The following is a 25825-nucleotide window of genomic DNA, read 5'->3' as shown; positions in this document are numbered from 1 at the left end:
TTTGTCCAGCAGCAATCCGCTGCGTGACGCCGCGGACCGACGGCTCCCGCGTATCGCGGGGCCGTCGGGCCTGGTCATCTTTGGCGTCACGGGCGATTTGTCCCGTAAAAAGCTGATGCCTGCCGTCTACGACCTGGCGAATCGCGGGCTGCTGCCGCCGGGCTTCTCCCTCATCGGCTTCGCCCGCCGCGAGTGGGAGCACCAGGACTTCGCCCAGGAGGTGTACGAGGCCGTCAAGCAGCACTCCCGTACGCCGTTCCGCGAAGAGGTCTGGCAGCAGCTCGTCCAGGGCTGCCGGTTCGTCCAGGGCGACTTCGACGACGACGAGGCCTTCGAGACCCTCAAGAAGACCATCGAGGAGCTCGACAAGGCGCAGGGCACCGGCGGCAACTTCGCCTTCTACCTGTCCGTACCGCCCAAGTTCTTCCCCAAGGTCGTCCAGCAGCTCAAGAAGCACGGGCTCGCCGACCAGACCAAGGACTCCTGGCGCCGCGCGGTCATCGAGAAGCCCTTCGGCCACGACCTGGAGAGCGCCCGCGAGCTCAACCGGATCGTCCACGAGGTCTTCCCGCCGGAAGAGGTCTTCCGGATCGACCACTACCTCGGCAAGGAGACGGTCCAGAACATCCTGGCGCTGCGCTTCGCGAACACGCTGTTCGAGCCGCTGTGGAACCGCTCCTACGTCGACCACGTCCAGATCACGATGGCCGAGGACATCGGCATCGGCGGCCGCGCCGGCTACTACGACGGCATCGGCGCCGCCCGTGACGTGATCCAGAACCACCTCCTCCAGCTGCTCGCGCTCACCGCGATGGAGGAGCCCGCCTCCTTCGACGCGGACGCGCTGGTCGCCGAGAAGACCAAGGTCCTCGGTGCCGTACGGCTCCCCGCCGACCTGGGCAAGGAGACGGTGCGCGCCCAGTACACGGCCGGCTGGCAGGGCGGCGAGAAGGTCGTCGGCTACCTGGAGGAAGAGGGCATCGACCCCCACTCCCGCACCGACACCTACGCCGCGGTCAAGCTGGAGGTCGACAACCGCCGCTGGGCGGGCGTCCCCTTCTACCTGCGCACCGGCAAGCGCCTGGGCCGCCGCGTCACCGAGATCGCGGTCGTCTTCCAGCGCGCGCCGCACTCCCCCTTCGACCACACCGCCACGGAAGAACTGGGCCAGAACGCCCTGGTCATCCGCGTCCAGCCGGACGAGGGCGTCACCATGCGGTTCGGCTCGAAGGTGCCCGGCACCTCCATGGAGGTACGGGACGTCTCGATGGACTTCGCGTACGGCGAGTCCTTCACCGAGTCCAGCCCGGAGGCGTACGAGCGCCTGATCCTGGACGTGCTGCTCGGTGACGCCAACCTCTTCCCGCGCGTCGAGGAGGTCGAGCAGTCCTGGCGGATTCTCGATCCGATCGAGGCGTACTGGGACCAGCACGGCAAGCCCGCGCAGTACCCGGCCGGGACCTGGGGGCCGGCCGAGGCGGACGAAATGCTCGCACGAGACGGACGGAGCTGGCGTCGGCCATGAAGATCGATCTGACGGAGACCACGGCCAGCAAGGTCAACAAGGCGCTGGTCCAGGGCCGTCGTACCATCGGCACCCCCGCCATCGGCATGGTGCTCACCCTCGTCATCGTCACCGACGAGGAGAACGCCTACGACGCCCTGAAGGCCGCCAACGAGGCGTCCCGCGAGCACCCCTCGCGCACCCTCGTCGTCATCAAGCGCGTCAGCCGGTCGCCCCGCGACCGCGCCAAGGCGCGCCTGGACGCCGAGGTCCGCGTCGGCGCGGACGCCGGCACCGGCGAGACGGTCGTCCTGCGGCTCTACGGCGAGGCCATCAACCACGCCCAGTCCGTGGTGCTGCCGCTGCTGCTGCCGGACGCGCCGGTCGTCGTGTGGTGGCCGGTCAACGCGCCGGTGGACGCCGCCCGCGACCCGCTCGGCGCGCTCGCGCAGCGGCGCGTCACCGACATGTACACCGCGGAGAACCCGCTCCGTGAGCTGGCCGAGCGCGCCGAGGCGTACTCCCCCGGCGACACGGACCTGTCCTGGACCCGCGTCACCCCCTGGCGCTCCATGCTGGCGGCGGCACTCGACCAGCTGCCGTGCAAGGTGTCCGAGGTCGAGGTCGAGGGCGAGGAGTTCAACCCCAGCGTCGAGCTGCTCGCCATGTGGCTCGCCGACCGGCTGAACGTACCGGTCCGGCGCCTGCTCTCGGCAGGCCCCGGCCTGACTGCGGTCCGCATGGAGACGGACTGCGGCCCGGTCGCGCTCGACCGCGCGGACGGCTCGCTGGCCACGCTCGCCATGCAGGGCCAGCCGGACCGCAACGTCGCGCTCAAGCGGCGCGACACCGCGGAACTCCTGGCGGAGGAGCTGCGGCGGCTCGACCCTGACGACACGTACGCCTCCACGCTGAAGTACGGCGTGGACCGGCTCGGTGAGCCGGAGCGGGCGCAGACGCCGCTGGCCGCGCGGGCGGCCGAGTCCGCGGACGAGCCGGTCACCAGTGCCGCTGACGCGGCGGAGGCCACGGATTCGGCCGAGGCCAAGTCCGCAGCCAAGGCCAAGGCCCCCGCCAAGAAGTCCGCCACCAAGAAGGCGGACTCGAAGGCGGCTCCGAAGGCGGACTCCGAGTGAGCGCGCCGCAGGTCGTCGTCCACCGGGACAAGGAGCTGATGGCCAAGGCCGCGGCGGCCCGGCTGATCACGAAGATCGTGGACGCGCAGGCGGCCCGCGGCTCGGCCTCCGTCGTCCTGACGGGCGGCCGCAACGGCAACGGGCTGCTCGCGGCCCTCGCCGAGGCGCCCGCCCGGGACGCGGTGGACTGGGGCCGGCTGGACCTGTGGTGGGGCGACGAGCGGTTCCTGCCGGACGGCGACCCGGAGCGCAATCACACGCAGGCCCGGGAGGCCCTGCTGGACAGCGTTCCGGTGGACCCGGCGCGGGTGCATGTGATGGCCCCGTCGAACGGCCCGTACGGCAATGACGCGGACGCCGCGGCCGAGGCGTACGCGATCGAACTGTCCGCGGCGGCGGGTCCCGAGGACCACGGCCCCGTGCCGTCCTTCGACGTCCTGCTCCTGGGCGTCGGCCCGGACACGCACGTGGCGTCGCTCTTCCCGGAGCTGCCCGCCGTACGCGAGACGGAGCGCACGGTCGTCGCCGTCCACGGCGCCCCCAAGCCCCCGCCCACCCGCCTCTCCCTGACCCTGCCCGCCATCCGCGCGGCCCGCGAGGTCTGGCTGCTCGCGGCGGGCGAGGACAAGGCGAAGGCCGCGGCGATGGCCCTCTCCGGCGCCGGAGAGATCCAGGCCCCGGCAGCGGGCGCCTACGGCCGCAGCCGCACGCTGTGGCTCCTGGACGAGGCGGCCGCGTCGCAGTTGCCGCGGGGTCTGTACCCGCCGGCTTCGGCCTGACGTCCGTACGACGGCCCCGTTCCCTTGTGGGAGCGGGGCCGTTCGTCGTCCGACGGGGTTTCGTCGGCCGGTGGTGGGCCAGCCGCCGTGGCCGACTCGCTGCCCGTATCCGGTGCCGCCGTCCCGCACTTGGGTACGGGACCGGTCCTCCAGACTCCGTCCTACGGCCCGCCCCCTCCCGCCGTACGGCGACGAACGGCCGGTGGGGGCAGACGTCCCCCCACCCACGTACGTGGCAGCCGAACGCGTACGGGAGGGTTCGGCACCGTAGGACGGAGTCCGGAGGGGCCGGGCCCGCGCCACCGCCGTACCGGGGAGTTTCGACGGCCGGCGGCGGGCCAGCCGCCGTGGCCGACTCGCTGCCCGTATCCGGTGCCGCCGTCCCGCACCCGTGCACGGGACCGGTCCTCCAGACTCCGTCCTACGGCCCGCCCCCTCCCGCCGTACGGCGACGAACGGCCGGTGGGGGCAGACGTCCCCCCACCCACGTACGTGGCAGTCCGACGCGTACGGGAGGGTTCGGGACCGCAGGACGGAGTCCGGAGGGGCCGAGCCCGCGCCCACCGCGACCGGGCCTCAGCCGGTCACGGCCTGCGCTCGCGCTCCTGCCGGACCATCGCGTTGGCGACGTGCGCGGGATCCTGGAGATCCCCCACCGCCACACCCGACACGTCAGTGTCATGCGTGTCGTAGGCGCCCAGGGCGTGTTCCTTGTCGCCCTGTACGGCTTCCAGGTGACGGGTCGCCACCTCGCGCTGCTCGGCCTCCGGGCGCGACTCGAACCACTGCCGGTTCTCCGGGGTGAGGAGGTCCAGGAACTCGGCCAGGACCCCCTCCTCCGCCGCCATCAGCGGCCCCGCATCTCGCGGTACGTGGCCACCAGGGACCGCGTCGAGGCGTCCAGCCCCTCGACGTCCGTGCCCTCCGTGAGCGCGGGCTCGACTCGCTTCGCCAGGACCTTGCCGAGTTCGACGCCCCACTGGTCGAAGGAGTCGATGTTCCAGACGGCGCCCTGGACGAAGACCTTGTGCTCGTAGAGGGCGATCAGCTGGCCCAGTACGGAGGGGGTGAGTTCCTTGGCCAGGATGGTGGTGGTGGGGCGGTTGCCCTGGAAGGTCTTGTGCGGGACCAGTTCCTCGGGGACGCCCTCGGCCCGTACCTCGTCGGGGGTCTTGCCGAAGGCCAGCGCCTGGCCCTGGGCGAAGAGGTTGGCCATCAGCAGGTCGTGCTGGGCGACCAGGCCGGGGTGGAGGTCCTCGACCGGGTTGGCGAAGCCGATGAGGTCGGCCGGGATGAGCTTGGTGCCCTGGTGGAGGAGCTGGTAGTACGCGTGCTGGCCGTTGGTGCCGGGCGTGCCCCAGACGACGGGGCCGGTCTGCCAGTGGACCGGGTTGCCGTCGCGGGTGACGGACTTGCCGTTGGACTCCATGTCCAGCTGCTGGAGGTACGCCGTGAACTTGGACAGGTAATGGCTGTACGGGAGCACCGCGTGCGACTGCGCGTCCCAGAAGTTGCCGTACCAGATGCCGAGCAGGCCGAGCAGGAGCGGGACGTTCTCCTCGGCGGGCGCGCAGCGGAAGTGCTCGTCGACGAGGTGGAAGCCGGCCAGCATCTCGCGGAACGCCTCGGGGCCGATCGCCAGCATGAGGGACAGGCCGATCGCGGAGTCGAAGGAGTAGCGGCCGCCGACCCAGTCCCAGAACTCGAACATGTTGTCGGTGTCGATGCCGAAGTCCGCGACCTTCTCGGCGTTGGTCGACAGGGCGACGAAGTGCTTGGCCACCGCTTCCTCGCCGGCCCGCAGGCCGGTCAGCAGCCAGTTGCGGGCGGAGGTGGCGTTGGTGATCGTCTCGATGGTGGTGAAGGTCTTCGAGGCGACGATGAAGAGCGTTTCCGCGGGGTCGAGGTCGCGGACGGCCTCGTGCAGGTCGGCGCCGTCCACGTTGGAGACGAAGCGGAACTGCATGTCGCGGTGGGTGTAGGCGCGCAGCGCCTCGTACGCCATCGCCGGGCCCAGGTCGGAGCCGCCGATGCCGATGTTGACGACCGTCTTGATCCGCTTGCCGGTGTGGCCCTTCCACTCACCCGAGCGCACCCGGTCGGTGAAGACCTGCATCTTGCGCAGGACGGCGTGTACGGCGGGGACGACGTTCTCGCCGTCGACCTCGATCGAGGCGGACTCGGGGACGCGCAGCGCGGTGTGCAGCACGGCCCGGTTCTCGGTGACGTTGATCTTCTCGCCGCGGAACATCGCGTCCCGCAGCTCGGCCACGCCACGGGCCGCGGCCAGCTCGCGCAGCAGGCGCAGCGTCTCGTCGGTGACCAGGTGCTTGGAGTAGTCCAGGTGCAGGTCGCCGACCTGGAGGGTGTAGCGTCCGGCGCGGTCCGGGTCCTGGTCGAACAGGTCGCGCAGCCGCACCTCCCCCAGCTGCTCCCGGTGCTTGCCCAGCGCGGTCCACTCGGCCGTCTGGTCGAGCCTGCGGCCTTCTGCGTTCATCTCGGACATCAGCCTTCTTCTTCTCGTACCGGCCCCGCCGTCTCCCAACCTAATTGATCAGGATGCGGGATGAGGTGTCCCCCCGCTGTCGGCTGCCCCGGATAACCGTTTCGGCACCTCGGAGCGGTACGCGACCGGCCCCTGCCCCACCCGGCCGCGGGCCGGAGACGCGAACGGCCCGGCCGGAGGGGTGGTGGTTCCCTCCGGCCGGGCCGGCCGTCGTGTGCTGGTCCGTCAGATCTCCCCGCGGAGCTTGGCGAGCGCCTCCGCGAGGATCGCCTCGCCGTCGGCGTCGCTGCGGCGCTCGCGGACGTACGCGAGGTGCGTCTTGTACGGTTCGGTGCGCGGCGGGTCCGGCGGGTTGTCCCGGTCCTTGCCTGCCGGGAAGCCGCAGCGCGGGCAGTCCCAGGTGTCCGGAATCTGCGCGTCACCGGCGAAGCTGGGCTGAGTCTCGTGCCCGTTCGAGCACCAGAAGGAGATGCGGATGCGCGGCGCGGACTCGCCCCGCTCCGCCTCCCCCATCGGCCCCGCCCCGACCCGACTCCCTCGGATCGCGTTGCCACTTGCCACGGTTGTAACTCCCTGCGTAATGGTGCTGCGAAGCATCGAACAGCAGTCGCGCTGCGGAGCGCCCCAGTCTACGTAAGGCCCAACGCGCGTCCAGTGACAGGAGTTACACCCCCACCGAGGACGCCGCCCTCATGATAGGCCGCGTCCCCGACACCGTGTCAGCTGTCCAGCTTCATCAGGACGCCCAGCACGACGATGCACGCGAACCAGAGCAGGGCGATGACGATGGTGATGCGGTCCAGGTTCCGCTCCGCGACGGAGGAGCCGCCGACCGAGGACTGCATGCCGCCGCCGAACATGTCGGACAGGCCGCCGCCCTTCCCCTTGTGCATGAGCACCAGCATCATCAGCAGCAGGCTGAAGACGATGAGGGCTACCGAGAACCCGATGACCACGGCTTGACCAACTCTCTAGGACTGGCGGACGGGACGTACCCAAGAAGATCGAATGGTACGGGGCCGGGGGGCGCACATGACGCCGGACCCGGCCCCGACAGGGTACGACGGGCCGGGCCCGTCGTCATAGCTGCTACTGGTCGCGGAAGCGGACGATCTTGACGAACTCGTCCACGTCGAGCGCGGCACCGCCGACCAGGGCGCCGTCCACGTCCGGCTGCGCCATGATCGCGGCGACATTGCCGGACTTGACCGAGCCGCCGTACTGGATGCGGACCTTGTCGGCCAGCTCCTGGCTGTACAGCTCCGCGAGGCGGCCGCGGATCGCCCCGCAGACCTCCTGCGCGTCCTCGGGCGTGGCGACCTCGCCGGTGCCGATGGCCCACACGGGCTCGTAGGCGATGACGATGGTCTCGGCCTGCTCGGCCGGGACGTCCTCGAGGCCGCCGTCGACCTGGGCGAGGGTGTGCGCGACCTGGTTGCCGGCCTTGCGGACGTCCAGGCCCTCGCCGACGCACAGGATCGGGGTGAGGCCGTTCGCGAAGGCCGCCTTGACCTTGGCGTTGCAGATCTCTTCGTTCTCGCCGTGGTACTGGCGGCGCTCGCTGTGGCCGACGGCCACGTAGCTGCACTTGAGCTTGGCGAGCATGCCGCCGGAGATCTCGCCGGTGTACGCGCCGGACTCGTGCGCCGAGATGTCCTGGGCGCCGTACTTGATCTTGAGCTTGTCGCCGTCGACCAGCGTCTGCACCGAGCGCAGGTCGGTGAAGGGGGCCAGGACCGCGACCTCGGTGGCCTCGTAGTCCTTGTCGGCGAGTGCGAAGGCGAGCTTCTGGACGTGCGCGATGGCCTCGAGGTGGTTGAGGTTCATCTTCCAGTTGCCCGCCATCAGCGGGGTACGGTCAGTCACGGTTCTTCAGTCCTCCAGAGCGGCGAGGCCGGGGAGCGTCTTGCCTTCGAGGTATTCGAGGCTGGCGCCGCCGCCGGTCGAAATGTGGCCGAAAGCATTCTCGTCGAAGCCGAGCGAGCGCACGGCGGCGGCCGAGTCGCCACCGCCGACGACGGTGAAGCCGTCGCAGTTCAGCAGGGCCCGCGCGATGGCGGTGGTGCCGCCCGCGTAGTCGGGGTGCTCGGCGACGCCCACGGGACCGTTCCAGAAGACGGTCTCCGCGTCGGCGATCTTCGAGGCGAACAGCTCGCGGGTCTTCGGGCCGATGTCCAGGCCCTCCTTGTCGGAGGGGATCTGGTCGGCGTCGACCGTGACGAAGTCGGCCGGGGCCTTCGTCTTCAGGTCGGGGAAGTCCGCCGAGGCCAGGATGTCGACCGGCAGGACCAGCTCGACGCCGTTCTTCTCGGCGCGCTCCATGTACTCGGTGACGGCCGGGATCTGGTCCTCCTGGAGGAGGGAGATGCCGACCTCGTAGCCCTTGGCCTTGAGGAAGGTGTACGCCATGCCGCCGCCGATCAGCAGCCGGTCGGCCTTGCCGAGCAGCTCGTCGATGACGGCGAGCTTGTCGGAGACCTTGGCGCCGCCGAGCACGACCACGTACGGGCGCTTGACGTCCTCGGTGAGCTTCTTCAGGACGGTGACCTCGGTGGCGATCAGATCGCCGGCGGCGTGCGGCAGGCGGGCCGGCAGGTCGTAGACGGAGGCGTGCTTGCGGTGCACGGCGCCGAAGCCGTCGCCGACGTACACGTCCGCCAGCTCCGCGAGCTGGTCCGCGAAGGCGCCGCGCTCGGCGTCGTCCTTGCTGGTCTCGCCCGGGTTGAAGCGCAGGTTCTCCAGAACTGCGACCTCGCCCTCGCCCAGCCCGGCGACCACCGAGCGGGCGGACTCGCCGACGGTGTCGGTGGCGAAGGCGACCTCGCGGCCGACCAGTTCACCGAGCCGCTCGGCGGCGGGGCGCAACGAGAAGGCCGGGTCCGGGGCGCCCTTGGGGCGGCCCAGGTGGGAGGCGACGATCACCTTGGCGCCGAGCTGGGCCAGCTTGGCGATCGTCGGCTGGACGGCGCGGATGCGGCCGTCGTCGGTGATGGTGGTGCCGTCCAGCGGCACGTTCAGGTCGGCGCGGACGAAGACCCGCTTGCCGGACAGCCCTTCCTGGGCGAGATCGTCGATCGTCTTCATGCGAAGTGACTCCGTTGCGTAGGTCGGTCATGGGACGGGGCCCGTACGGCGCTTCGGTGCGCCCTACGAGCCCCTTCCGCACAGCTACGTGCCCTGGCCTGGATCAGGCGGATGTCAGAGCTGGCCGCCGACGAAGACGGTCAGGTCCACCAGCCGGTTGGAGTAGCCCCACTCATTGTCGTACCAGCCGATGATCTTGACGCTCTTGCCCTGCGCCATCGTCAGGGAGGAGTCGAACGTGCAGGACGCCGGCCAGTTGACGATGTCCGAGGAGACGATCTGGTCCTCGGTGTACTCCAGGATGCCCTTGAGCTGGCCCTCGGCCGCCTTCTGGAAGGCGGCGTTGATCTCGTCCTTGGTGACCTCGCGCTCCAGCTCGACGACCAGGTCGGTCACGGAGCCGGTGGGGACCGGGACGCGCATGGCGATGCCGTCCAGCTTGCCCTCCAGCTGCGGGAGGACCAGCGCGGTGGCCTTGGCGGCACCGGTCGTGGTCGGGATGATGTTCTCCGCGGCGGCGCGGGCGCGGCGCAGGTCCTTGTGCGGGAAGTCCAGGATGCGCTGGTCGTTGGTGTACGCGTGGACGGTCGTCATCAGGCCCTTGACGATGCCGAAGTTCTCGTCGAGAACCTTGGCCATCGGCGCCACGCAGTTGGTGGTGCAGGAGGCGTTGGAGATGACGTGGTGGTTGGCCGCGTCGTACTTGTCCTGGTTGACGCCCATCACGACCGTGATGTCCTCGTCCTTGGCGGGCGCGGAGATCAGGACCTTCTTGGCGCCGGCCTGGATGTGCTTCTCGGCGTCGGCCTTCTTGGTGAAGATGCCGGTCGACTCGATGACGATGTCGGCGCCCAGCTCGCCCCAGGGCAGGTTGGCGGGGTCGCGCTCGGCCATCGTCTTGAAGGTCTGGTCGCCGACCGTGATGGTGTCGTCGGTGTGGCTGACGTCCTGCTTCAGACGACCCAGGATGGTGTCGTACTTCAGCAGGTGAACCAGGGTGGCGTTGTCGGTCAGGTCGTTGACACCGACGATCTCGATGTCCGCACCCTGCTCCAGGAGCGCGCGGAAGTAGTTGCGACCAATGCGGCCGAATCCGTTGATGCCTACGCGGATCGTCACGAACCGATCTCCTCGTTGGTGCGCCGGTTCACCACCGGCGAGCTGTATGGGATGTCCCCGACCGCCTCCGACCCTACCCCCAATACGAGACGTACGTGACATTGACAGGGGCGGTCCGGGCCCACTCTGGGGCCACGGACCGCCCTGTTCGCCGAGAGAGTACGAGAGCGATCAGTCGTCCAGCGCGTCGAGCGCCGCACCGGTCAGTTCGGCCCGTTGCGCGGCGGTCTGTACGTGTTCCAGGCCGAAGCCCAGCAGGACGGTGTTCCGCGTGGTGATCGCGCCGGCCGTACGGAACAGCTCCTTGGAGCGGGTCCAGTCGCCCGAGGAGGCCGGGCTGCCGGCGGGCGGCCCGGGCACGGTCCAGGGCGCGAGGGAGGTCTCGAAGCCCTCCAGGGGCTCGCCGCCGGCGCCGGTGGTGACCTTGGTGTTGTCCACGAAGACGCCGCGGCCGCCGGTGCCGGGGTCGGTGACGTAGGAGATCGCCAGCTCGACGAGCTGCCCGGCGTAGGCGGACAGGTCCACGGACACCGGCCGCCAGCCGTTCGAGCTGCCGGTGAAGCGGTTCCACGCACCGGTCGTGCCGGTGTTGCCGCACCGGGTGCCGGTCCGGGTCAGATAGTGCTGGAGGAAGGGGTGGGTGGTCAGGTAGTAGCCCTGGCCGCAGTCGGCGGGTACGTCGGTGCCGGTGCCGCCGTTCGCGTCACGCAGGGTGGTCCAGTCGTCCTTGCCGACGGTGTGCGCCTCGATGACGGCGTTGTCGTAGCCCTCCTCGGTGTCGTGGCTGAGCATGAACTGGAAGGCGGGCCGGGCACTCGCGGCCACACCTGTCAGGTCCACGGTCCGGGCCAGCCGCATCCAGGAGTTGTCGCGGTGCTGTGCGGCGGCGAACCAGTCGCCCTCGTACGGCTGGAACGGCGACCGTACGCCCGGGTAGGTACCGGCCGCGGCGCTCGCGAACTGCGGGAACGTCGCGGGCGGCAGCTCGTCGGAGATGACCGAGTGGGTGCCGGCGGCGTCCAGCGGGTTGCCGGGCGCGTCGCCCAGCTTGACCTCCGTGCCGGCCAGCTTGCCGTCGCCCTTGAAGGAGGGCGGCGACTTCAGGGAGATCCGGCTGCCGGCGCCCAGGTAGTACTGGGCGAAGTCGTCGCTGACCGCCCGGCCGACCACGGCGCTGCCGCCGGCCTGCTCACCGGCGGTGAGCAGCTTGCCGCCCTCGTTGAGGTAGTCGCGTACGGCCAGCTGGGTGGCGCCGCCGGGCCGTCCCGCGCCGGTGTACCAGACCACCTTCTCGAAGTGGCTCAGGACGCCGAGCGCGTCCGGGGTGCCCTGCCGGGCGACGTCCCAGACGGCCGCGCGGTGGCCGTTGGCGGCCAGGGCCTTGGTGTACGCGGCGATGTGCCGCGCAGGGGCGGTGCCGCCCTCCTCGGCGATGACCAGGGTGTCGGCGCGGGGCCGCTCGGCGACGGTGTAGGTGAAGGGTTCGCTTCGGGTGGCCTTGCCGTCGCGGGTACGGCCGGTGAACCACACCTCGACCTTGTCGCCGGGGTCGGCCCCTTCGACGGCGGCCCGGTACTGGTCGAAGTGCAGATTGTCCTCGCCGCCGTAGGTCTCGCCGCCCTTCCAGGCTTCGAGTTCCTCGGTGTGCCGGGACCCGCCGTTGACGCGGTAGTTGAGCTCCTTGTCACGTACGGACTTGCGCGCGGTGACCGCGACCTGCTGCTCCTCCCCACGCGCGTACGAGGTGGTGAAGGCGTGCGGCGTGAAGTCGGGCGCCTTCAGGCCCACCGACGAGACGGGCCGGTCCGGGCGCCGGGCGCTCTCGGCGACGGAGAGCGCGAAGGGGATGTTCTTCTCGAACTCCGCCTGGATCAGCTTCTCGGAGTCGGGGAAGGTGAAGACCGACTGGCAGTCGGCGGCGTTCCATTCGTCATTGGGGTCGGCGTTCGACGCGGTCTGGCAGGTGGACATCTCCGGGGTGAACATGGGGATGCCGTTGACGTTGGACGCGTGGCCGTCGGCTTCGCCGTTGGTGGTGTACAGCTCCGAGGAGACCTGCGGGCGGTAGCCGGGGATCGCGGACTTCTCCGGGGTGCCGGCCAGGGCCCGGTACAGGATGTCGTCGGGGGTGGGCGTGGCGACCTGCCAGCCGACGCCGTAGAGGATCAGCTCGGCGGCGGAATGGTAGTTGATGGCGTAACGGAAACCGATGCGCTTCTCGAAGGCGTCCAGCGCCTTGGTCTCCGGCTCGGAGGCGGCGGACGGGCCGCGGTAGGTCTCGCTGGACGGGTTGGGGGACGAACCCTCGTTGTCGTAGCCCCACTTGTAGGCGAAGTTGCGGTTGAGGTCGACGCCGTCGCCCGGCGTGATCTTGCCGTCGCCGTTATTGTCCCGCAGGTTCTTGCGCCACATGCGGTTCTGCGGGCTCTCGAAGGTGAAGTCGTAGCCGTCGGGGTTGGCGGAGAGCACGAACCACAGCTCGGTGGTGTCGAGGATCTTCGTCAGCCGCGGGTCCTTGCCGTACCCGGCCAGGTAGTACTGCATCAGCCGGCGGGTCATCTCGGGAGTGATCCACTCCCGGGCGTGCTGGTTGGACAGGTACAGCACCGCGGGCTTGGCGCCGTCCTCGGTGGTGTCGGCGTTCTTGGTGAGCTTCAGGGCCATGATGTCGTGGCCCCGGACGGTCTTGCCGATGCTGACGACCTTCGCCAGCTTCCGGTTGAACCGGGCGGTGTCGATCATCTCCTTCATCAGGCCGTTGACGCCCATGTAGGGCCGGAAGACCCGGTCTCCCTGGGCCTTGAGCTTGCGCTGCGTCTCCGGGGAAACGATTTTGCGGGTCAGCTGGACCCCTTGTTTGCGCAACCCCGCCGCCTGCGCGGCCGACAGCTGCACCTCGACCTGCCCCTTACCGGCCTTCGGCACCTGCGCGCCCAGCTCGTGGCCGTCCACACCGGCCTTCAGCAGCAGCGGCACCTGCGCCGCGCTGACCTGGCCGCTCCACGTCCCGATGGCGCCCCGGTCCCCTCCCCCGCCGTCCCGCGCCTGCGCCTGCGCGGCCGGCACCGCCGCCATCCCGCCCAGCAGCAGCGCCGCTGCCGCCAGTAAGGATCTCGTCTTGCGTCTCATGAGCCCCCCTCACCGTCGTCCATCTCGTGAATGAGCGCTCGCCAGACTGGTCACGCTGCATGATCATGTCAATACAGGCCGTGGCCAAAAGCGGTGGCCGTACGGGGTGCCCGTACGGCCTACAGGAAGTGCCCGGCCGCCAGGTACGGGGCCGGGACAGGCATCCCGCGAACGGCGATGTACCCCTCCTGGCTGATGGCGAGCCCGGCGGCGAGACCGACGTCGATCGCCCATTCGTTGGGGACGGTGATGCAGTTGACGAGGGTGTCCCCGTACGACGCGGCCAGCGCTTCCCACAGCAGCCGCTGCGCGGTGTCCACCCGCTCGGCGGCCAGCAGCACGGCGTTCCCCCGGTCATCGACGTACACGTACCCCGGCCGGGACCGGTCGCGGGTGACGACCAGCCGGTGGGCGGCGAGCAGACAGCCGTGGTCGGGGCCGTGCCCGGCGCCCCGCAGGTCGCGGTCCAGCCGGTCCATCCACGCGAAGTCGTCCGGGCCGCCGTCCCGGAGCCCGTCCACCGCGGGCAGGGCGGACCGGTCGACGGTCCCCACCATCTGCATCTGCGGGTGCAGCGAGAAGCCGGCGAGCCGGTAGCGGCGGGTGGCGCCGGGGTGGACGCTGGAGGAGAAGATGCCCGGGCGTCCGTCGGCGTGCGCGAGGACGGCGTCCAGCAGGCGCCTGCCGATGCCGCGGCCCTGGTGGCCGGGCAGAACGCCGTAGGTGGCGAGGTACCAGAGGGCGTCGCGGTTCTGGGAGACGGCGAAGCCCACCACCTGGTCCGCGCCCGTCCCCGTACCGGCGTCCACCGCGACCCAGCAGCCGCCCGGGTCGACGTCCAGGTAGTAGCGCATCCGGTCGATCCAGCGCCGGGCGGCAGCGGCGGGCCGCAGCTCGGGCTCCGGATCGCGGGCCCTGCGGGCAAGCCGATCCGCGTCGAGAAACGTCAGCGCCGAGGCGCGCTCCGCCGACGCGAGATCGTCCGCCCCCATCGGTCTGATCCGCAATGCGTCCATTTGCCGGAGGCTAGGGGGCGGCCGGGGTGGGCCGCACATGGTTTTCCGGCCCCGGGATGGTCCCCTCGGGGCGTCCGGTACTGGGCGCGGGCCCGGCCCCTCCAGACTCCGTCCTCCGGTCCCGAACCCTCCCGTACGCGTTCGGCTGCCACGTACGTGGGTGGGGGGGGACGTCTGCCCCCACCGGCCGTTCGTCGCCGTACGGCGGGAGGGGCTGGGCCGTAGGACGAAGTCTGGAGGACCGGCCCCGTACCCAAGCGCGGGACGGCGGCACCGGATACGGGCAGCGAGTCGGCCACGGCGGCTGACCCGCCACCTGCCGTCGAAACTCCCCGCTACGGCGGTGGCGCGGGCCCGGCCCCTCCAGACTCCGTCCTACGGTGCCGAACCCTCCCGTACGCGCCAGACTGCCACGTACGTGGGCGGGAGGACGCCTGCCCCCACCGGCCGATCGTCGCCGTACGGCGGGAGGGGCTGGGCCGTAGGACGGAGTCTGGAGGACCGGCCCCGTGCACCGGCAAAGGCCGGCGTAACCCGGTACGGGGAGCAAGTCGGCCACGGCGACCGGCTCACCACCGGGCGCCGAAACCCCGCCGGACACGCGCCGCTACCGCGGCACCTCAGCCGACCATCCCGTCCGCCATCTCCTCCGACAGATTCGACTCCGTGCCGGGGATGCCCAGGTCCTGGGCGCGCTTGTCGGCCATGGCCAGGAGGCGGCGGATGCGGCCGGCGACCGCGTCCTTCGTCAGGGGCGGGTCGGCGAGGGCGCCCAGTTCTTCGAGGGACGCCTGCTTGTGGTCCATGCGCAGGCGGCCGGCCGCGGCCAGGTGCTCGGGGACCTCCTCGCCGAGGATCTCCAGGGCGCGCTGGACCCGGGCACCCGCCGCGACAGCGGCTCGGGCCGAGCGGCGCAGGTTGGCGTCGTCGAAGTTGGCGAGGCGGTTGGCCGTGGCGCGGACCTCGCGGCGCATCCGCCGCTCCTCCCAGGCCAGTACGGACTCATGGGCCCCCAGGCGCGTCAACAGCGCGCCAATCGCATCACCGTCCCGGACGACGACGCGGTCCACGCCGCGCACCTCGCGGGCCTTGGCGCCGATGCCGAGCCGGCGGGCCGCGCCGACCAGCGCGAGGGCCGCCTCGGGCCCCGGGCAGGTGACCTCCAGGGAGGAGGAGCGGCCGGGCTCGGTGAGCGAGCCGTGCGCGAGGAAGGCTCCGCGCCACGCGGCCTCGGCGTCGCAGGTGGCCCCGGAGACGACCTGCGGGGGGAGGCCGCGAATGGGCCGGCCGCGGCCGTCGACCAGGCCGGTCTGGCGGGCGAGCTGGTCGCCGCCGGCGACGACCCGTACGACGTAGCGGCTGCCGCGCCGCAGGCCGCCGGGGGCCATGACCACCAAGTCGGAGGAGTGGCCGAAGATCTCCAGGATGTCCTTGCGCAGCCGCCGGGCGGCGATGCCCGTGTCCAGCTCCGCCTCGATCACGATGCGCCCGCTGACCAGGTGCAGACCGCCCGCGAACCGCAGGATCGACGAGACCTCCGACTTCCGGCAGCAGGTCCGGGTGACGGGGAGCCGGGAGATTTCATCCTTCACCGCTGCCGTCATCGCCATGGGCCGATCCTTCCATGCATCCGAAAAATACGGTCGTACGCGGCGGCCAGCAGCTCCGGGTCGTGCCGGGCGGCTCCCTTGTGGGTCTCCGCCGTGCCGCAGGGGCTGCCGGGCGCGGCGACCGCCGCCAGCTCGACCTCGCTGCCGACGAGCTGCTTGGCAGCGACGGTCAGGCTTTCGGTGTCGGGCACGGCGGCCCGGTCGGCCAGCACCACGTCGAAGGCGAGTTTAGGGGCGTGTCGGGCCAAAACCTCCAAATGACGCTGCGGGGAAAAGCCATCGGTTTCGCCGGGCTGGGGTGCCAGGTTCAGCGAGAGGACCTTGCGGGCCTTGGTCTCCTCCAGTGCCTCGCGCAGCTCGGGCACGAGCAGGTGCGGGATGACGGAGGAGAACCAGGAGCCGGGGCCGAGCACGACCCAGTCCGCGTCGCGGACCGCCTCGACGGCCTCGGGCACCGCGGGCGGGTCCTCGGGGACGACGTGCACGGACTGCACCTCGCCTCGGGTGAGCGCGACCGTGGCCTGGCCGCGGACGGTGGAGATGTCGTCCGGGCGGGCCTCGTCGTGGCCCTTGACCAGGGCCTGGAGCTCCAGGGGTACGGCGGACATGGGCAGCACCCGGCCGTGCGCGCCGAGCAGCTTGCCGACCAGGTCCAGGGCCTGGACGTGGTCGCCGAGCTGTTCCCACAGGGCGACGATGAGGAGGTTGCCGACGGCGTGGTCGTGCAGCTCGCCCTCGCTGGTGAAGCGGTGCTGGATCACCCGGGACCAGGTCTGGCCCCAGTCGTCGTCCCCGCACAGCGCGGCCAGCGCCTTGCGCAGGTCGCCGGGCGGCAGGACGCCCAGCTCGTCGCGCAGCCGCCCGCTGGAGCCGCCGTCGTCGGCGACCGTGACGACGGCGGTCAGGTCGCCGGTGATACGGCGCAGCGCGGCCAGCGAGGCGGACAGGCCCATGCCGCCGCCGAGCGCCACGACCTTGGGCGTGGCGCCCCTGCCGGAGCGGCTGCCCGGGACCAGCTTGCGGACCCGGCGCAGCCGCAGGGGACGGGCGGTCATTCGCGCCCCATGTCCCGGTGGACGACGACGGTCTCGACGCCTTCGGAGACCAGGCGGTGGGCGAGCTTCTCGGACATGGCGACGCTGCGGTGCTTGCCGCCCGTACAGCCGACGGCGATGGTGACGTACCGCTTGCCCTCGCGGCGGTAGCCCTCGGCGACGATGCGCAGCAGCTCCGCGTAGCCGTCGAGGAACTCCTTGGCGCCGGGCTGGCCGAAGACGTAGCCGGAGACCTCGTCGTTCAGGCCGGTGTAGGGGCGCAGCTCCGGGACCCAGTGCGGGTTGGGGATGAAGCGGCAGTCGATGACCATGTCGGCGTCGACGGGCAGGCCGTACTTGAAGCCGAAGGACATGACCGTGGCGCGCAGCTCGGGGACCTCTTCGCCGGCGAACTGGGCGTCCATCTTGGCGCGCAGTTCGTGGACGTTCAGGCTGGAGGTGTCGATGACCAGGTCGGCGTCGCCGCGCAGCTCGCGCAGCAGGTCGCGTTCGGCGGCGATGCCGTCCACGATGCGGCCGTCGCCCTGGAGGGGGTGCGGGCGGCGCACCGACTCGAAGCGGCGCACCAGGGCCTCGTCGGAGGACTCCAGGAAGACGATGCGGCGCTTGACGTTCTGTGCGTCGAGGGTGGCGAGGGATTCCTTGAGGTTGTCGAAGAAGCGCCGGCCGCGGACGTCCACGACGACGGCGATGCGGGCGACGTTGCCCTGCGAGCGGGCGCCCAGCTCGACCATCGGCGGGATCAGCTCGGGCGGGATGTTGTCCACGACGAACCAGCCGAGGTCCTCCAGACACTTGGCTGCCGTGCTGCGGCCGGCTCCCGACATGCCCGAGATGATCACCAGTTCGGGGATGGCGGCGCTCTCGCCCTGGCCGGCCTCGCGCATCGTGCCCGTACTCACCTGTGCACCGTCTTCCTCGGTCTCGCGGGGGCGCGGTGTGTCGCGCGCGTCCCGCTGGTCGTGCCTGTACTGCTCTGTGCTGCCGCTCATCGTTCCAGCCCCCGTTCCGATGACAACGCGGCCGGTGCGGCCCCGTCATCCTCAATGATCTCTCCTGTGGCGGTGTTCACGGCCGGGGCGGCCGGGGTCGCTCCGGCCAGTGCCGCCGCGATGGTCTCGGCCGTCTTGCGGCCGATGCCCGGCACCTCGCAGATGTCCTCGACCCGGGCGGCGCGCAGCCGCTTGACCGAGCCGAAGTGCTTAAGGAGGGCCTGGCGGCGACTCTCGCCGAGCCCGGGGACGCTGTCCAGGGGCCCGGACCTGAGGCGCTTGCCGCGCTTGTTGCGCTGGTAGGCAATGGCAAAGCGGTGGGCTTCGTCACGTACGCGCTGGAGCAGGTAGAGGCCCTCGCTGCTGCGGGGCAGTACGACGGGGTCGTCCTCGTCGGGCAGCCAGACCTCTTCGAGGCGCTTGGCCAGGCCGCATACGGCGACGTCGTCGATGCCCAGCTCGGACAGGGCCCGCCGGGCGGCGGCGACCTGCGGCCGGCCGCCGTCCACGACGACCAGCTGGGGCGGGTAGGCGAAGCGCTTGGGGCGGCCCTCCTCGTCGGTGGGGCCGGTGGCCACGGGCTCGCCGACGGGGCCGGACAGGCTCTCTCCGGCGTCCTCCCCCGCGGGCGTCTCCTCCTCCCACTCCCCCGTCTGCTGCTTCTCCTGGAGGTAGCGGCGGAAGCGGCGTCCGATGACCTCGTGCATGGCGCGGACGTCGTCCTGGCCTTCGAAGGTCTTGATCTGGAAGCGGCGGTACTCGCTCTTGCGGGCGAGGCCGTCCTCGAAGACGACCATGGAGGCCACCACGTCGTCGCCCTGGAGGTGGGAGATGTCGAAGCACTCGATGCGCAGCGGCACCGAGTCCAGGCCGAGGGCCTGGGCGATCTCCTCCAGGGCGCGGGAGCGGGTGGTCAGGTCGGAGGCGCGCTTGGTCTTGTGCAGGACCAGGGCCTGCTGGGCGTTGCGCTGGACCGTGGCCATCAGGTCCTTCTTGTCGCCGCGCTGCGGGACGCGCAGGGAAACGTTCGAGCCGCGGCGCTCCGTGAGCCACTGCTGGATCGGCTCGACCGGGTCGGGCAGCGCCGGGACCAGCACTTCCTTCGGCACGGCGTCGCCGCTCTCCTCGCCGTACAGCTGCTGGAGGGCGTGCTCGACGAGGGCCGCGGTGTCCACGTTCTCGACCTTGTCGGTGACCCAGCCGCGCTGGCCGCGCACCCGGCCGCCGCGGACGTGGAAGATCTGCACGGCCGCTTCCAGCTCGTCCTCGGCGAGTGCGATCAGGTCGGCGTCGGTGGCGTCGGCGAGCACCACGGCGCTCTTCTCCATGGCGCGCCGCAGCGCGTCTATGTCGTCGCGCAGCCGGGCGGCGCGCTCGTACTCCATCTCCTCGGCGGCCTCCTGCATGGACTTCTCCAGGCGGCGGATGTACGCGCCGGTACGGCCTGCCATGAAGTCGCAGAACTCCTCGGCCAGTTCGCGGTGCTCCTCGGCGGAGACCCGGCCGACGCAGGGGGCCGAGCACTTGCCGATGTAGCCGAGGAGGCAGGGGCGGCCGATCTGGGCGGAGCGCTTGAAGACCCCGGCGGAGCAGGTCCGCACGGGGAAGACGCGCAGCAGCAGGTCGACGGTCTCGCGGATGGCCCACGCCTGGCCGTACGGGCCGAAGTAGCGCACGCCCTTCTTCTTGGCGCCGCGCATGACCCGGACCCTCGGATACTCCTCGTTGAGGGTGACGGCCAGGTACGGATAGCTCTTGTCGTCGCGGTACTTGACGTTGAACCGCGGGTCGAACTCCTTGATCCAGGTGTATTCGAGCTGGAGGGCCTCGACCTCGGTGTTCACGACCGTCCACTCGACGGAGGCCGCGGTGGTGACCATGGTGCGCGTGCGGGGGTGGAGGTTGGCCAGGTCCTGGAAGTAGCTGGACAGGCGCTGGCGCAGGCTCTTGGCCTTGCCGACGTAGATCACGCGGCGGTACTCGTCACGGAATCTGTAGACCCCGGGCGAGTCGGGGATCTGTCCCGGCTTGGGTCGGTAACTGCTGGGGTCTGCCATGCCGCCCACCCTACTTGGGGGCGGTGACAGCGGGCGGCGGCGGGCGCGTGCGCCGGTGGTGCGGCGGGGGCGTCCGCGCCCCTGGCGCGGGGCGCGGACGCGGGCACCGGTCCGGGCGGGCGGGCCCGTCCGGACCGGTGCGGGCCCGGGGGCGGGCGGTCCCCGGGCCGGGCCTCAGCGGCTGTGGCGCCTGCGCAGCGCCGCCGCCCCGGAGAGGCCGAGGGCGAGCAGCGCGGCGGCGCCCGCCACGGCCGAGGCCGCGGTCACCGGGCCGCTGCTGTCGTCCGCGGCGGCGCCGGCCGCGACGGGCTGCGGACGGGCCGCGGCGGCCGCGCTTCCCGTGCCCTCCTGCGGGCCGTAGCCGCCCGCCTCGCCGCGCCGGTCGTACGCGGAGCCGGGCAGCTTGTCGCCGTACGCCTTGGCGACCCGCTTCTGGTACGCGGCGACGGTGGTGCCGCCCGCGCCGATGGCCTTGCGCGCCTCGGCGTCCAGTGGCCGGATGCGGTCGCCGCGCTGCTCGTACCAGGCGTTGATCTGCGGCTCCTGGAAGACGGTGCCGCCGTCCGCCGCCGCGCTGTAGCGGGCCTCGTCGTCGCCGGTCGCGATGTTGACGACCTTCCACGCGCCTCGGCTGCGGGCGGTCCACACGGACGCCTTCTGCCCGTCGGCGGAGACCGCGGTGCTGGCCAGGAACTCCAGCCGGGAGACCGGGGCCCCGGCCTTGCCGCGCACGAAGTCGGGCGAGAGCACGTACACCGGTACCGTCCGCCCCTCGATGCGCGGCTGCGCCTTCGCCGCGGCGACCGCGCCGTCGCGGGCGAAGAAGCGGGAGAGCGTCGTGAGGGTGCCCGGCGCGGTGGCCGCCGCGCGGGCCTCGGTGACGGCCGATATCGCGGGTGCGGGCGGCGGCGCGGGGGTGGCGGCCAGCGCGCTCTGCGGCGCGAGGCCGAGGAGGGCGGCGGCGAGCGTGCCGGTGGCGGCGGCCCGTACGGCGGTGCGGCGGGCCGGGGTGCCGGGACCGGTGGCGGATGCGGCCGGAGCGCTGCGCTCGGTCATGTCAGGCTCCGATCCGGTAGAGCGAATGGGTCCAGGAGAATTCGCTGCCGTTGACGTAGTAGTTGTAGTCGCCCCAGTTGTAGCGGTTGTTGGAGCCCCACGGGTCGCCCCAGTAGACCCAGTTGTTCGCGGTGTCGAAACCGTAGATCACGTGCATGTGCCCGCCGCCCGAGGACCACTGGATGCGGGTCTCGACGGGGCGGCCCGCGTTGATCTCGTTCTGTACGGTGCCGTAGTTCAGGTAGCCCGAGACGTAGGAGCCGCGGTTGATGCCGGCCCAGTCGAGCGCGTTCTGCACGTTGCCGAGTGTGGCCTGATTGTTGGGGCAGGTGGTGCCCTGCTGCCGTCGGAAGGCGGCGTTGCAGAACTGGTTCTGGCTGTAGCGCCTGCCGTAGAAGGTGGCGATGGTGTTGCCGGAGGCGGCCCAGCACCAGTTGGTCTTCTCCTGGGCCTGCATGGTGATGTTGAGCCGGTTGGCGGCCGCGACGGCGTGGGGGGCCGTGGCTGCCGTGCCGGTGGGGGCGGGCGCGGCGGTGGCCGGTGCGGCGGGTATGGCGGTCAGCGCGGCGGCCGACAGTGCCGCTGCCGACAGCCATCTGCGGCGTGTGCCGCGGCGGTGGGGTGCCGAGGTCATGGCGTTCCTCCCGAACGAGGGGGTTGTTACGGAGGAGCGCATCCGGATGCTGGTCAGGAGCATCGGGTGTTGTCCGGAGCAGGTCAACACGCTTCAATGCGGGGTGACATGGGGGTGTGGACGTCCGGTCCCGGGTGTGAACGGCCCGCGCCCGGCGTACTGCAGCGGACAGGCAGGGCCCGCGCACGGTGTGAAGTCCGGTTGTGAACGTTCACCGCGCGCGCCGAAGGGTTGGGCGATGACACAGCACACGACACAACAGGCATCACACACACCTCGTGAGCTTCACGAAGTACACCGGAAGGCCACACTTCAGACGCACCGGGCACATCCGGAACCCGTCCCGGTATCACCGCAATTGACCGAGCTGACGCAGATTCTCCAGACCGGCCCGTTCCACCTGGCGCTGCGGGCCGCCCTGGCCGCCCGCGGGCTGGCCCTGCACCGCGTCCAGCACAAGCTGGCGCAGCGCGGGATCAAGGTCGGAGTGACCAGCCTGAGTTACTGGCAGCAGGGGGCGCGGCGCCCCCAGCGCCCCGAGTCGCTGCGCGCCGTACGGGCCCTGGAAGAGGTCCTGGAGCTGCCCGCGCAGTCCCTGCACCGGCTGCTGGTCCCCGAGGGCGGCCAGCGGCCCGAGACCAAGGAGCGCCCCGCCGCACGCTCCTACCGCACGCTCTTCGACCCCTCGGACGTGCTGCACCAGCTCCTGGCCGAGCTGGAGGCTCCCACGGATGGGGGACTGCACACGGTCGGCCACCACGAATGGGTGCACATCGGGGCCGGACGCGAGATGAGCGGCCGCCGCTCCCTCCAGGTGGTGCGCGCCCACCGGGACGGCGTGGACCGCTACGTCGCCATACACCAGGGCGACGCGGGCTGCGACACGTCCCGGGTGGTCGTCACGGCCGGGGAGAACTGCCGCCTGGGGCGGGTCCGCCGGCACGCCGCGACCGCGATGGTGGTCGCCGAGCTGCTCTTCGACGTCCGGCTGCGCACCGGCGACACCCATGTCTTCGGCTACACCTTCGAGGACGGCAGCGGCGGCCAGAGCGCGGAGTACGTACGCGGCTTCCGCTTCGCCGGCGGCCAGTACGTCCTCCAGGTGTGCTTCGACGAGGCGGCCCTGCCGGTGCGCTGCCGCCGCTTCACCCGTACGAAGGCGGGCGCGCCGCGCTCGGGGCAGCAGGAGCTGACGCTGAGCGGGCAGCACCGGGCCGTGCACCTGGTGGAGCAGGGGGTACGGCCCGGGATCGTGGGGATCGGCTGGGACTGGGGGTGAGGCGGGCGACTGCCGTGCGGGGCCGCTACGGGGTGGGCTCCGCGCCGGCGGCCGGCCCGCCCGGAGCGCCGGTGGCCGGCACGCCCGAAGCGTCGGCGTCCGCGGCGGCCGCGCTGCCGTCCAGCGCGTCGGCGGCGGCCGCGTTCTGCGCCACGCGCTGCTCCAGCATGGCGATCTTCCCGTCGAGCGGGCGGTCCATCCCCGGCCACACATCGGCCCTGATGCTGACCTGGACGCGCGGTACCCGCGCCGCGACCGCCTCGGTCGCGCGCTTGACGACGTCCATGACCTCGTCCCAGTCCCCCTCGATCATCGTGTACATGGAGTCCGAGCGGTTCGGCAGCCCGGACTCCCGGATGATCTTGATGGCGTCGGCGACGTACGCCGCGCCGTTCTCCTCCACGCCCATGGGCGTCAGGGCGAAGGCAATGAGCACGGTCTTCCTCTCGTCGTACGAAGATGGCGGCCCGTCGGCGGCGGGCCGCGGCGCGGCTCCGTCACCCGGTGTCGACGTGTACCGCCCGGTAGGCGCGTACCACGGGAGACCGGTAGGCATCCGCGATCCGCAGCAGATGCCGGACCTCCGCGCCGAGATCGCCCGCGCCGGGGCCCGCGAGGTTGACCGTCTGGGCCCGCGGCTCCTCCCCGGTGCGCCGGGCGTGCAGCGCGGCCGCCAGCCAGCAGGCGGTGACATGCGCGTCGGCCAGGTGGCCGGGGACGGCCTGGCCGTCCACGTGCCGGCGGACCGCTTCGAGGGTGGCCGGGGAGACGTAGTCGCGCAGCACGATCATCGCGTCGCGGATCTCGATGACGCGGCGGTACAGGCGCAGCTGGAGCGGCAGCACCGCGTCGAGCAGCCGGCTGCCCGGCCCGAGGACCACGTCCGGCGTCACCGCCGTCAGCTCCCGCCACAGCACGGCCAGCCCCCGGTAGGCCGTACGGTCCCGCCACAGCCACCGGACGCCGGCCACCACGGGCAGCGCCACGCCCGCCGCGATGAACAGCGCCTCCACGCCGGTGACCGGCGAGAACAGCGGGCCGAAGACCGGCGAACGGGTGAACAGGTAGCAGAGCTTGAGCACCCACAGCAGGGACGCCAGCAGGATGCCGGTGCCGAACAGGCGCAGCCCGTACCGCAGCAGCCGGGGCGCGCCGGTGCGGCCCTGGGCCCAGCAGACGATGCCGCAGGTGGTGTCGGCGGTCAGGTGGAAGGCGAAGAAGACGTACCAGTAGGCGTCCGGCACGCTCGGGATGTCCGGCGAGGGGGTGATCTGGTTGCGCGGATGCGGCGGCCCGGTCACGTCCAGGACGACGAGCGCCGCCATCACCGCGAGGGCGGCGCCGAACACCAGGACCGTACGGCGCCGGCGTCCCGCCGCCTGGAAGATGAACCACAGCACGGCGGCGGCGTCGACGATGCTGAACAGGTGGGTGCTCAGATCGACCCAGTGCGCGCCGGGCACCAGCCGTGCCAGGACGGCGGTGACCGGCTCCAGGTGCATCGACATGGCCAGCGCGATCATCACGATGGCCAGCCACAGGGGCCGCTGCGCCCGGTCCGTCAGGCCGCGCGGGGCACGGGCGAGCACCACGGCCCACAGCGCGACGATCCCGGCGTTCTCCAGCCAGGCCAGGTCGGTCAGCCAGGTGAACACGGCGCTCCCGGGTGCCGGGCGTCGCGCAGGCCCATGCCGGAGGCCAGGCCGCCGAGCGTGCCGGACAGCAGCGTCGGCGCGGGCACCCGCCCCGCGCCCTCCAGGATCAGGCTGGCGATCATCTCCGCCTCCTGCTCCTGCCGGTCGGAGTAGCGGGTGCGGCCCAGCGCCTGCCGGATGGAGTGCGGATCCTCGATGTCGATGTATCTGAAGAGCCGCTGGTCCTCGACGGCCGTGCGGTGGTCGCACACCAGGTGGCCGATCTCGTGGAGGATGATGTGCTCCTGGTGGAGCGGGCTGGTCCGGCCGTCGTAGAAGACGTAGTCGCCTTCCTCGGTCGCCAGCCACATGCCGGTCGGCATGCCCAGCCCGGTCGGGGTGGGCAGGGTCATCAGCCGCAGCGGGCGGTCCCGGTCGGCGGCGAGCCGGGCGCACAGTTCCTGCGCGGAGAACGGCTCGGGCAGCGGTATCCCGTCGATCACGCGCCGGCAGCGGCGGCGCAGTCGCCTCCAGTGCATCGCGGGTGATACTCCATGACTTGTGGGGACAGGAGGGCACATGACCCGGTAACGGCGCTCGGTCATGCCGCCCCCACGGGGCCTCGGCCCGAAGATCCCGGCACGACGAGCCCCCCTCGCGCGTCATCGGCGCACCACGTCGTGCGATCGTAGATCTTCTTCCGGCCCCTTGTCAGGCCCCTGCCACCGAGCAGTCCGTTTCCGGCCAACTGCGCAGCGTCACCGGCCGGGGCCGCCCCACGGCCCCTTCTCAGCCGGCGATCAGCTTGCCGCCCTCCGCCTTGACCGGCACCTCCGGCAGCGGCTTGCCGGCGGGCCCCTGGATGACCTTGCCGGTCGTCACGTCGAAGCGGCTGCCGTGGCAGGGGCAGTTGCCCTGATTGCGCTCGATCTTGTCCAGCACGCACCCCGCGTGGGTGCACTTGGCGCTGAAGCACTTGAACTGGCCTTTTTCGGGCTGCGAGACCAGCAGCCGGCTCTCGCGGTAGAGCTTGGCGCCGCCGACCGGCACCTCGGTGGCGGCGCCCAGCGTGACGGGCTCGGCGGGCGTCGCGGACGCGCCGTCCGAGCCGCCGCCGGAGCAGGCGGCGACGCCGAAGCCCGCAGCGCCGACGAGCGCGGCCCCTCGCAGCACGGTCCGGCGGGCGGGGGGCTGGCTCATCTCGTACTCCCGGATGCTCGGCCGGCGACCCTGCG

22 protein-coding genes and 1 pseudogene are annotated in these 25825 nt (G+C 71.6%); 4 read left to right on the top strand and 19 right to left on the bottom strand.

Annotated features, from left to right (window positions below; genetic code table 11):
• Position 1: 1 nt before the first annotated feature.
• Genes zwf through pgl form a run of 3 tightly spaced genes read left to right on the top strand, consistent with a single transcriptional unit; the run spans position 2 to position 3419 of the window.
• Positions 2-1525: a glucose-6-phosphate dehydrogenase gene (gene zwf, locus CP984_RS31295; RefSeq protein WP_003986197.1), complete on the top strand. Its 1524-nt coding sequence runs from the start codon at positions 2-4 to the stop codon at positions 1523-1525.
• A complete protein-coding gene (gene opcA / locus CP984_RS31290) occupies positions 1522-2640 on the top strand; it encodes a glucose-6-phosphate dehydrogenase assembly protein OpcA (RefSeq protein WP_003986196.1) in 1119 nt (372 codons plus the stop codon). The genes zwf and opcA overlap by 4 nt, the downstream gene beginning before the upstream one ends.
• A complete protein-coding gene (gene pgl, locus CP984_RS31285) occupies positions 2637-3419 on the top strand; it encodes a 6-phosphogluconolactonase (protein WP_003986195.1) in 783 nt (260 codons plus the stop codon). Before opcA ends, pgl begins: the two co-directional genes overlap by 4 nt.
• A 584-nt stretch (positions 3420-4003) precedes the next feature.
• Here pgl and CP984_RS31280 read toward each other — a convergent pair.
• From CP984_RS31280 to CP984_RS31210, 15 genes are all read right to left on the bottom strand, one after another.
• Positions 4004-4267 carry a hypothetical protein gene (locus CP984_RS31280; protein ID WP_003986540.1) on the bottom strand — a complete coding sequence of 88 codons (264 nt, stop codon included), beginning with the start codon at positions 4265-4267 and terminating at the stop codon, positions 4004-4006.
• Positions 4267-5916, bottom strand: a complete 1650-nt coding sequence (gene pgi / locus CP984_RS31275; protein ID WP_003986539.1) for a glucose-6-phosphate isomerase — start codon at positions 5914-5916, stop codon at positions 4267-4269. Before pgi ends, CP984_RS31280 begins: the two co-directional genes overlap by 1 nt.
• A 234-nt stretch (positions 5917-6150) precedes the next feature.
• A complete protein-coding gene (locus tag CP984_RS31270; RefSeq protein ID WP_003986538.1) occupies positions 6151-6486 on the bottom strand; it encodes an RNA polymerase-binding protein RbpA in 336 nt (111 codons plus the stop codon).
• Between the two features lie 158 nt (positions 6487-6644).
• Positions 6645-6881, bottom strand: coding sequence for a preprotein translocase subunit SecG (gene secG, locus CP984_RS31265; protein ID WP_003986537.1), 237 nt, complete (start codon positions 6879-6881; stop codon positions 6645-6647).
• Positions 6882-7014: 133 nt separating this feature from the next.
• Positions 7015-7791 (bottom strand): triose-phosphate isomerase, encoded by a 777-nt coding sequence (gene tpiA / locus CP984_RS31260; protein ID WP_003986536.1) that lies wholly within the window; start codon positions 7789-7791, stop codon positions 7015-7017.
• A 6-nt stretch (positions 7792-7797) separates the two neighbouring features.
• Entirely contained in the window at positions 7798-9009 is a 1212-nt protein-coding gene (locus CP984_RS31255) for a phosphoglycerate kinase (protein WP_003986535.1), read from the bottom strand.
• Between the two features lie 114 nt (positions 9010-9123).
• Entirely contained in the window at positions 9124-10128 is a 1005-nt protein-coding gene (gene gap / locus CP984_RS31250) for a type I glyceraldehyde-3-phosphate dehydrogenase (protein ID WP_003986534.1), read from the bottom strand.
• A 171-nt stretch (positions 10129-10299) separates the two neighbouring features.
• Complete coding sequence (locus tag CP984_RS31245; protein ID WP_003986533.1) at positions 10300-13257, bottom strand: M14 family metallopeptidase; 2958 nt, start codon at positions 13255-13257, stop codon at positions 10300-10302.
• Positions 13258-13376: 119 nt separating this feature from the next.
• A complete protein-coding gene (locus tag CP984_RS31240; RefSeq protein ID WP_030180609.1) occupies positions 13377-14273 on the bottom strand; it encodes a GNAT family N-acetyltransferase in 897 nt (298 codons plus the stop codon).
• 620 nt (positions 14274-14893) lie between these two features.
• Positions 14894-15883, bottom strand: a complete 990-nt coding sequence (gene whiA, locus CP984_RS31235; protein WP_003987139.1) for a DNA-binding protein WhiA — start codon at positions 15881-15883, stop codon at positions 14894-14896.
• A complete protein-coding gene (locus CP984_RS31230) occupies positions 15874-16938 on the bottom strand; it encodes a gluconeogenesis factor YvcK family protein (RefSeq protein WP_003987140.1) in 1065 nt (354 codons plus the stop codon). The genes whiA and CP984_RS31230 overlap by 10 nt, the downstream gene beginning before the upstream one ends.
• Positions 16935-17825 (bottom strand): RNase adapter RapZ, encoded by an 891-nt coding sequence (gene rapZ / locus CP984_RS31225; RefSeq protein WP_050498867.1) that lies wholly within the window; start codon positions 17823-17825, stop codon positions 16935-16937. Before rapZ ends, CP984_RS31230 begins: the two co-directional genes overlap by 4 nt.
• A gap of 101 nt (positions 17826-17926) precedes the next feature.
• On the bottom strand, positions 17927-19987 hold the full coding sequence (uvrC, locus tag CP984_RS31220; RefSeq protein ID WP_030180616.1) for an excinuclease ABC subunit UvrC: 2061 nt from the start codon (positions 19985-19987) through the stop codon (positions 17927-17929).
• 174 nt (positions 19988-20161) lie between these two features.
• Positions 20162-21043, bottom strand: coding sequence for a hypothetical protein (locus CP984_RS31215; RefSeq protein WP_030180617.1), 882 nt, complete (start codon positions 21041-21043; stop codon positions 20162-20164).
• Between the two features lies 1 nt (position 21044).
• Positions 21045-21677: a papain-like cysteine protease family protein gene (locus tag CP984_RS31210; RefSeq protein WP_003984952.1), complete on the bottom strand. Its 633-nt coding sequence runs from the start codon at positions 21675-21677 to the stop codon at positions 21045-21047.
• Positions 21678-22035: 358 nt separating this feature from the next.
• Between CP984_RS31210 and CP984_RS31205 the strand changes: the two genes are divergently transcribed.
• The gene (locus CP984_RS31205) at positions 22036-22956 is read left to right on the top strand and encodes a hypothetical protein (protein WP_003984951.1); all 921 of its coding nucleotides are present in this window, start codon (positions 22036-22038) and stop codon (positions 22954-22956) included.
• A 145-nt stretch (positions 22957-23101) separates the two neighbouring features.
• Here CP984_RS31205 and CP984_RS31200 read toward each other — a convergent pair.
• From CP984_RS31200 to CP984_RS31180, 4 genes and pseudogenes are all read right to left on the bottom strand, one after another.
• Positions 23102-23392: pseudogene (locus CP984_RS31200) on the bottom strand (MTH1187 family thiamine-binding protein); the annotation flags it as partial.
• A 61-nt stretch (positions 23393-23453) separates the two neighbouring features.
• Positions 23454-24611, bottom strand: a complete 1158-nt coding sequence (locus CP984_RS31195; RefSeq protein WP_003984949.1) for an MAB_1171c family putative transporter — start codon at positions 24609-24611, stop codon at positions 23454-23456.
• The gene (locus CP984_RS41570; protein WP_003984948.1) at positions 24596-25129 is read right to left on the bottom strand and encodes a hypothetical protein; all 534 of its coding nucleotides are present in this window, start codon (positions 25127-25129) and stop codon (positions 24596-24598) included. Before CP984_RS41570 ends, CP984_RS31195 begins: the two co-directional genes overlap by 16 nt.
• A gap of 250 nt (positions 25130-25379) precedes the next feature.
• Complete coding sequence (locus CP984_RS31180; RefSeq protein ID WP_030180622.1) at positions 25380-25790, bottom strand: Rieske (2Fe-2S) protein; 411 nt, start codon at positions 25788-25790, stop codon at positions 25380-25382.
• Between the last annotated feature and the right edge of the window lie 35 nt (positions 25791-25825).

The sequence above is a fragment of the Streptomyces rimosus genome (assembly GCF_008704655.1).
GTDB lineage: Bacteria > Actinomycetota > Actinomycetes > Streptomycetales > Streptomycetaceae > Streptomyces > Streptomyces rimosus.
This window is presented reverse-complemented; position numbering and strand designations above follow the sequence as displayed.

What these genes read in the sequence shown, in the direction of transcription:
- opcA (WP_003986196.1), top strand. Translation starts at nt 1,522, where the DNA reads ATGAAGATCGATCTGACGGAGACCACGGCCAGCAAGGTCAACAAGGCG.
- CP984_RS31280 (WP_003986540.1), bottom strand. Translation starts at nt 4,267, where the DNA reads ATGGCGGCGGAGGAGGGGGTCCTGGCCGAGTTCCTGGACCTCCTCACC.
- pgi (WP_003986539.1), bottom strand. Translation starts at nt 5,916, where the DNA reads ATGAACGCAGAAGGCCGCAGGCTCGACCAGACGGCCGAGTGGACCGCG.
- CP984_RS31255 (WP_003986535.1), bottom strand. Translation starts at nt 9,009, where the DNA reads ATGAAGACGATCGACGATCTCGCCCAGGAAGGGCTGTCCGGCAAGCGG.
- CP984_RS31245 (WP_003986533.1), bottom strand. Translation starts at nt 13,257, where the DNA reads ATGAGACGCAAGACGAGATCCTTACTGGCGGCAGCGGCGCTGCTGCTG.
- CP984_RS31240 (WP_030180609.1), bottom strand. Translation starts at nt 14,273, where the DNA reads ATGGACGCATTGCGGATCAGACCGATGGGGGCGGACGATCTCGCGTCG.
- whiA (WP_003987139.1), bottom strand. Translation starts at nt 15,883, where the DNA reads ATGGCGATGACGGCAGCGGTGAAGGATGAAATCTCCCGGCTCCCCGTC.
- CP984_RS31230 (WP_003987140.1), bottom strand. Translation starts at nt 16,938, where the DNA reads ATGACCGCCCGTCCCCTGCGGCTGCGCCGGGTCCGCAAGCTGGTCCCG.
- rapZ (WP_050498867.1), bottom strand. Translation starts at nt 17,825, where the DNA reads ATGCGCGAGGCCGGCCAGGGCGAGAGCGCCGCCATCCCCGAACTGGTG.
- uvrC (WP_030180616.1), bottom strand. Translation starts at nt 19,987, where the DNA reads ATGGCAGACCCCAGCAGTTACCGACCCAAGCCGGGACAGATCCCCGAC.
- CP984_RS31215 (WP_030180617.1), bottom strand. Translation starts at nt 21,043, where the DNA reads ATGACCGAGCGCAGCGCTCCGGCCGCATCCGCCACCGGTCCCGGCACC.
- CP984_RS31210 (WP_003984952.1), bottom strand. Translation starts at nt 21,677, where the DNA reads ATGACCTCGGCACCCCACCGCCGCGGCACACGCCGCAGATGGCTGTCG.
- CP984_RS41570 (WP_003984948.1), bottom strand. Translation starts at nt 25,129, where the DNA reads ATGCACTGGAGGCGACTGCGCCGCCGCTGCCGGCGCGTGATCGACGGG.
- CP984_RS31180 (WP_030180622.1), bottom strand. Translation starts at nt 25,790, where the DNA reads ATGAGCCAGCCCCCCGCCCGCCGGACCGTGCTGCGAGGGGCCGCGCTC.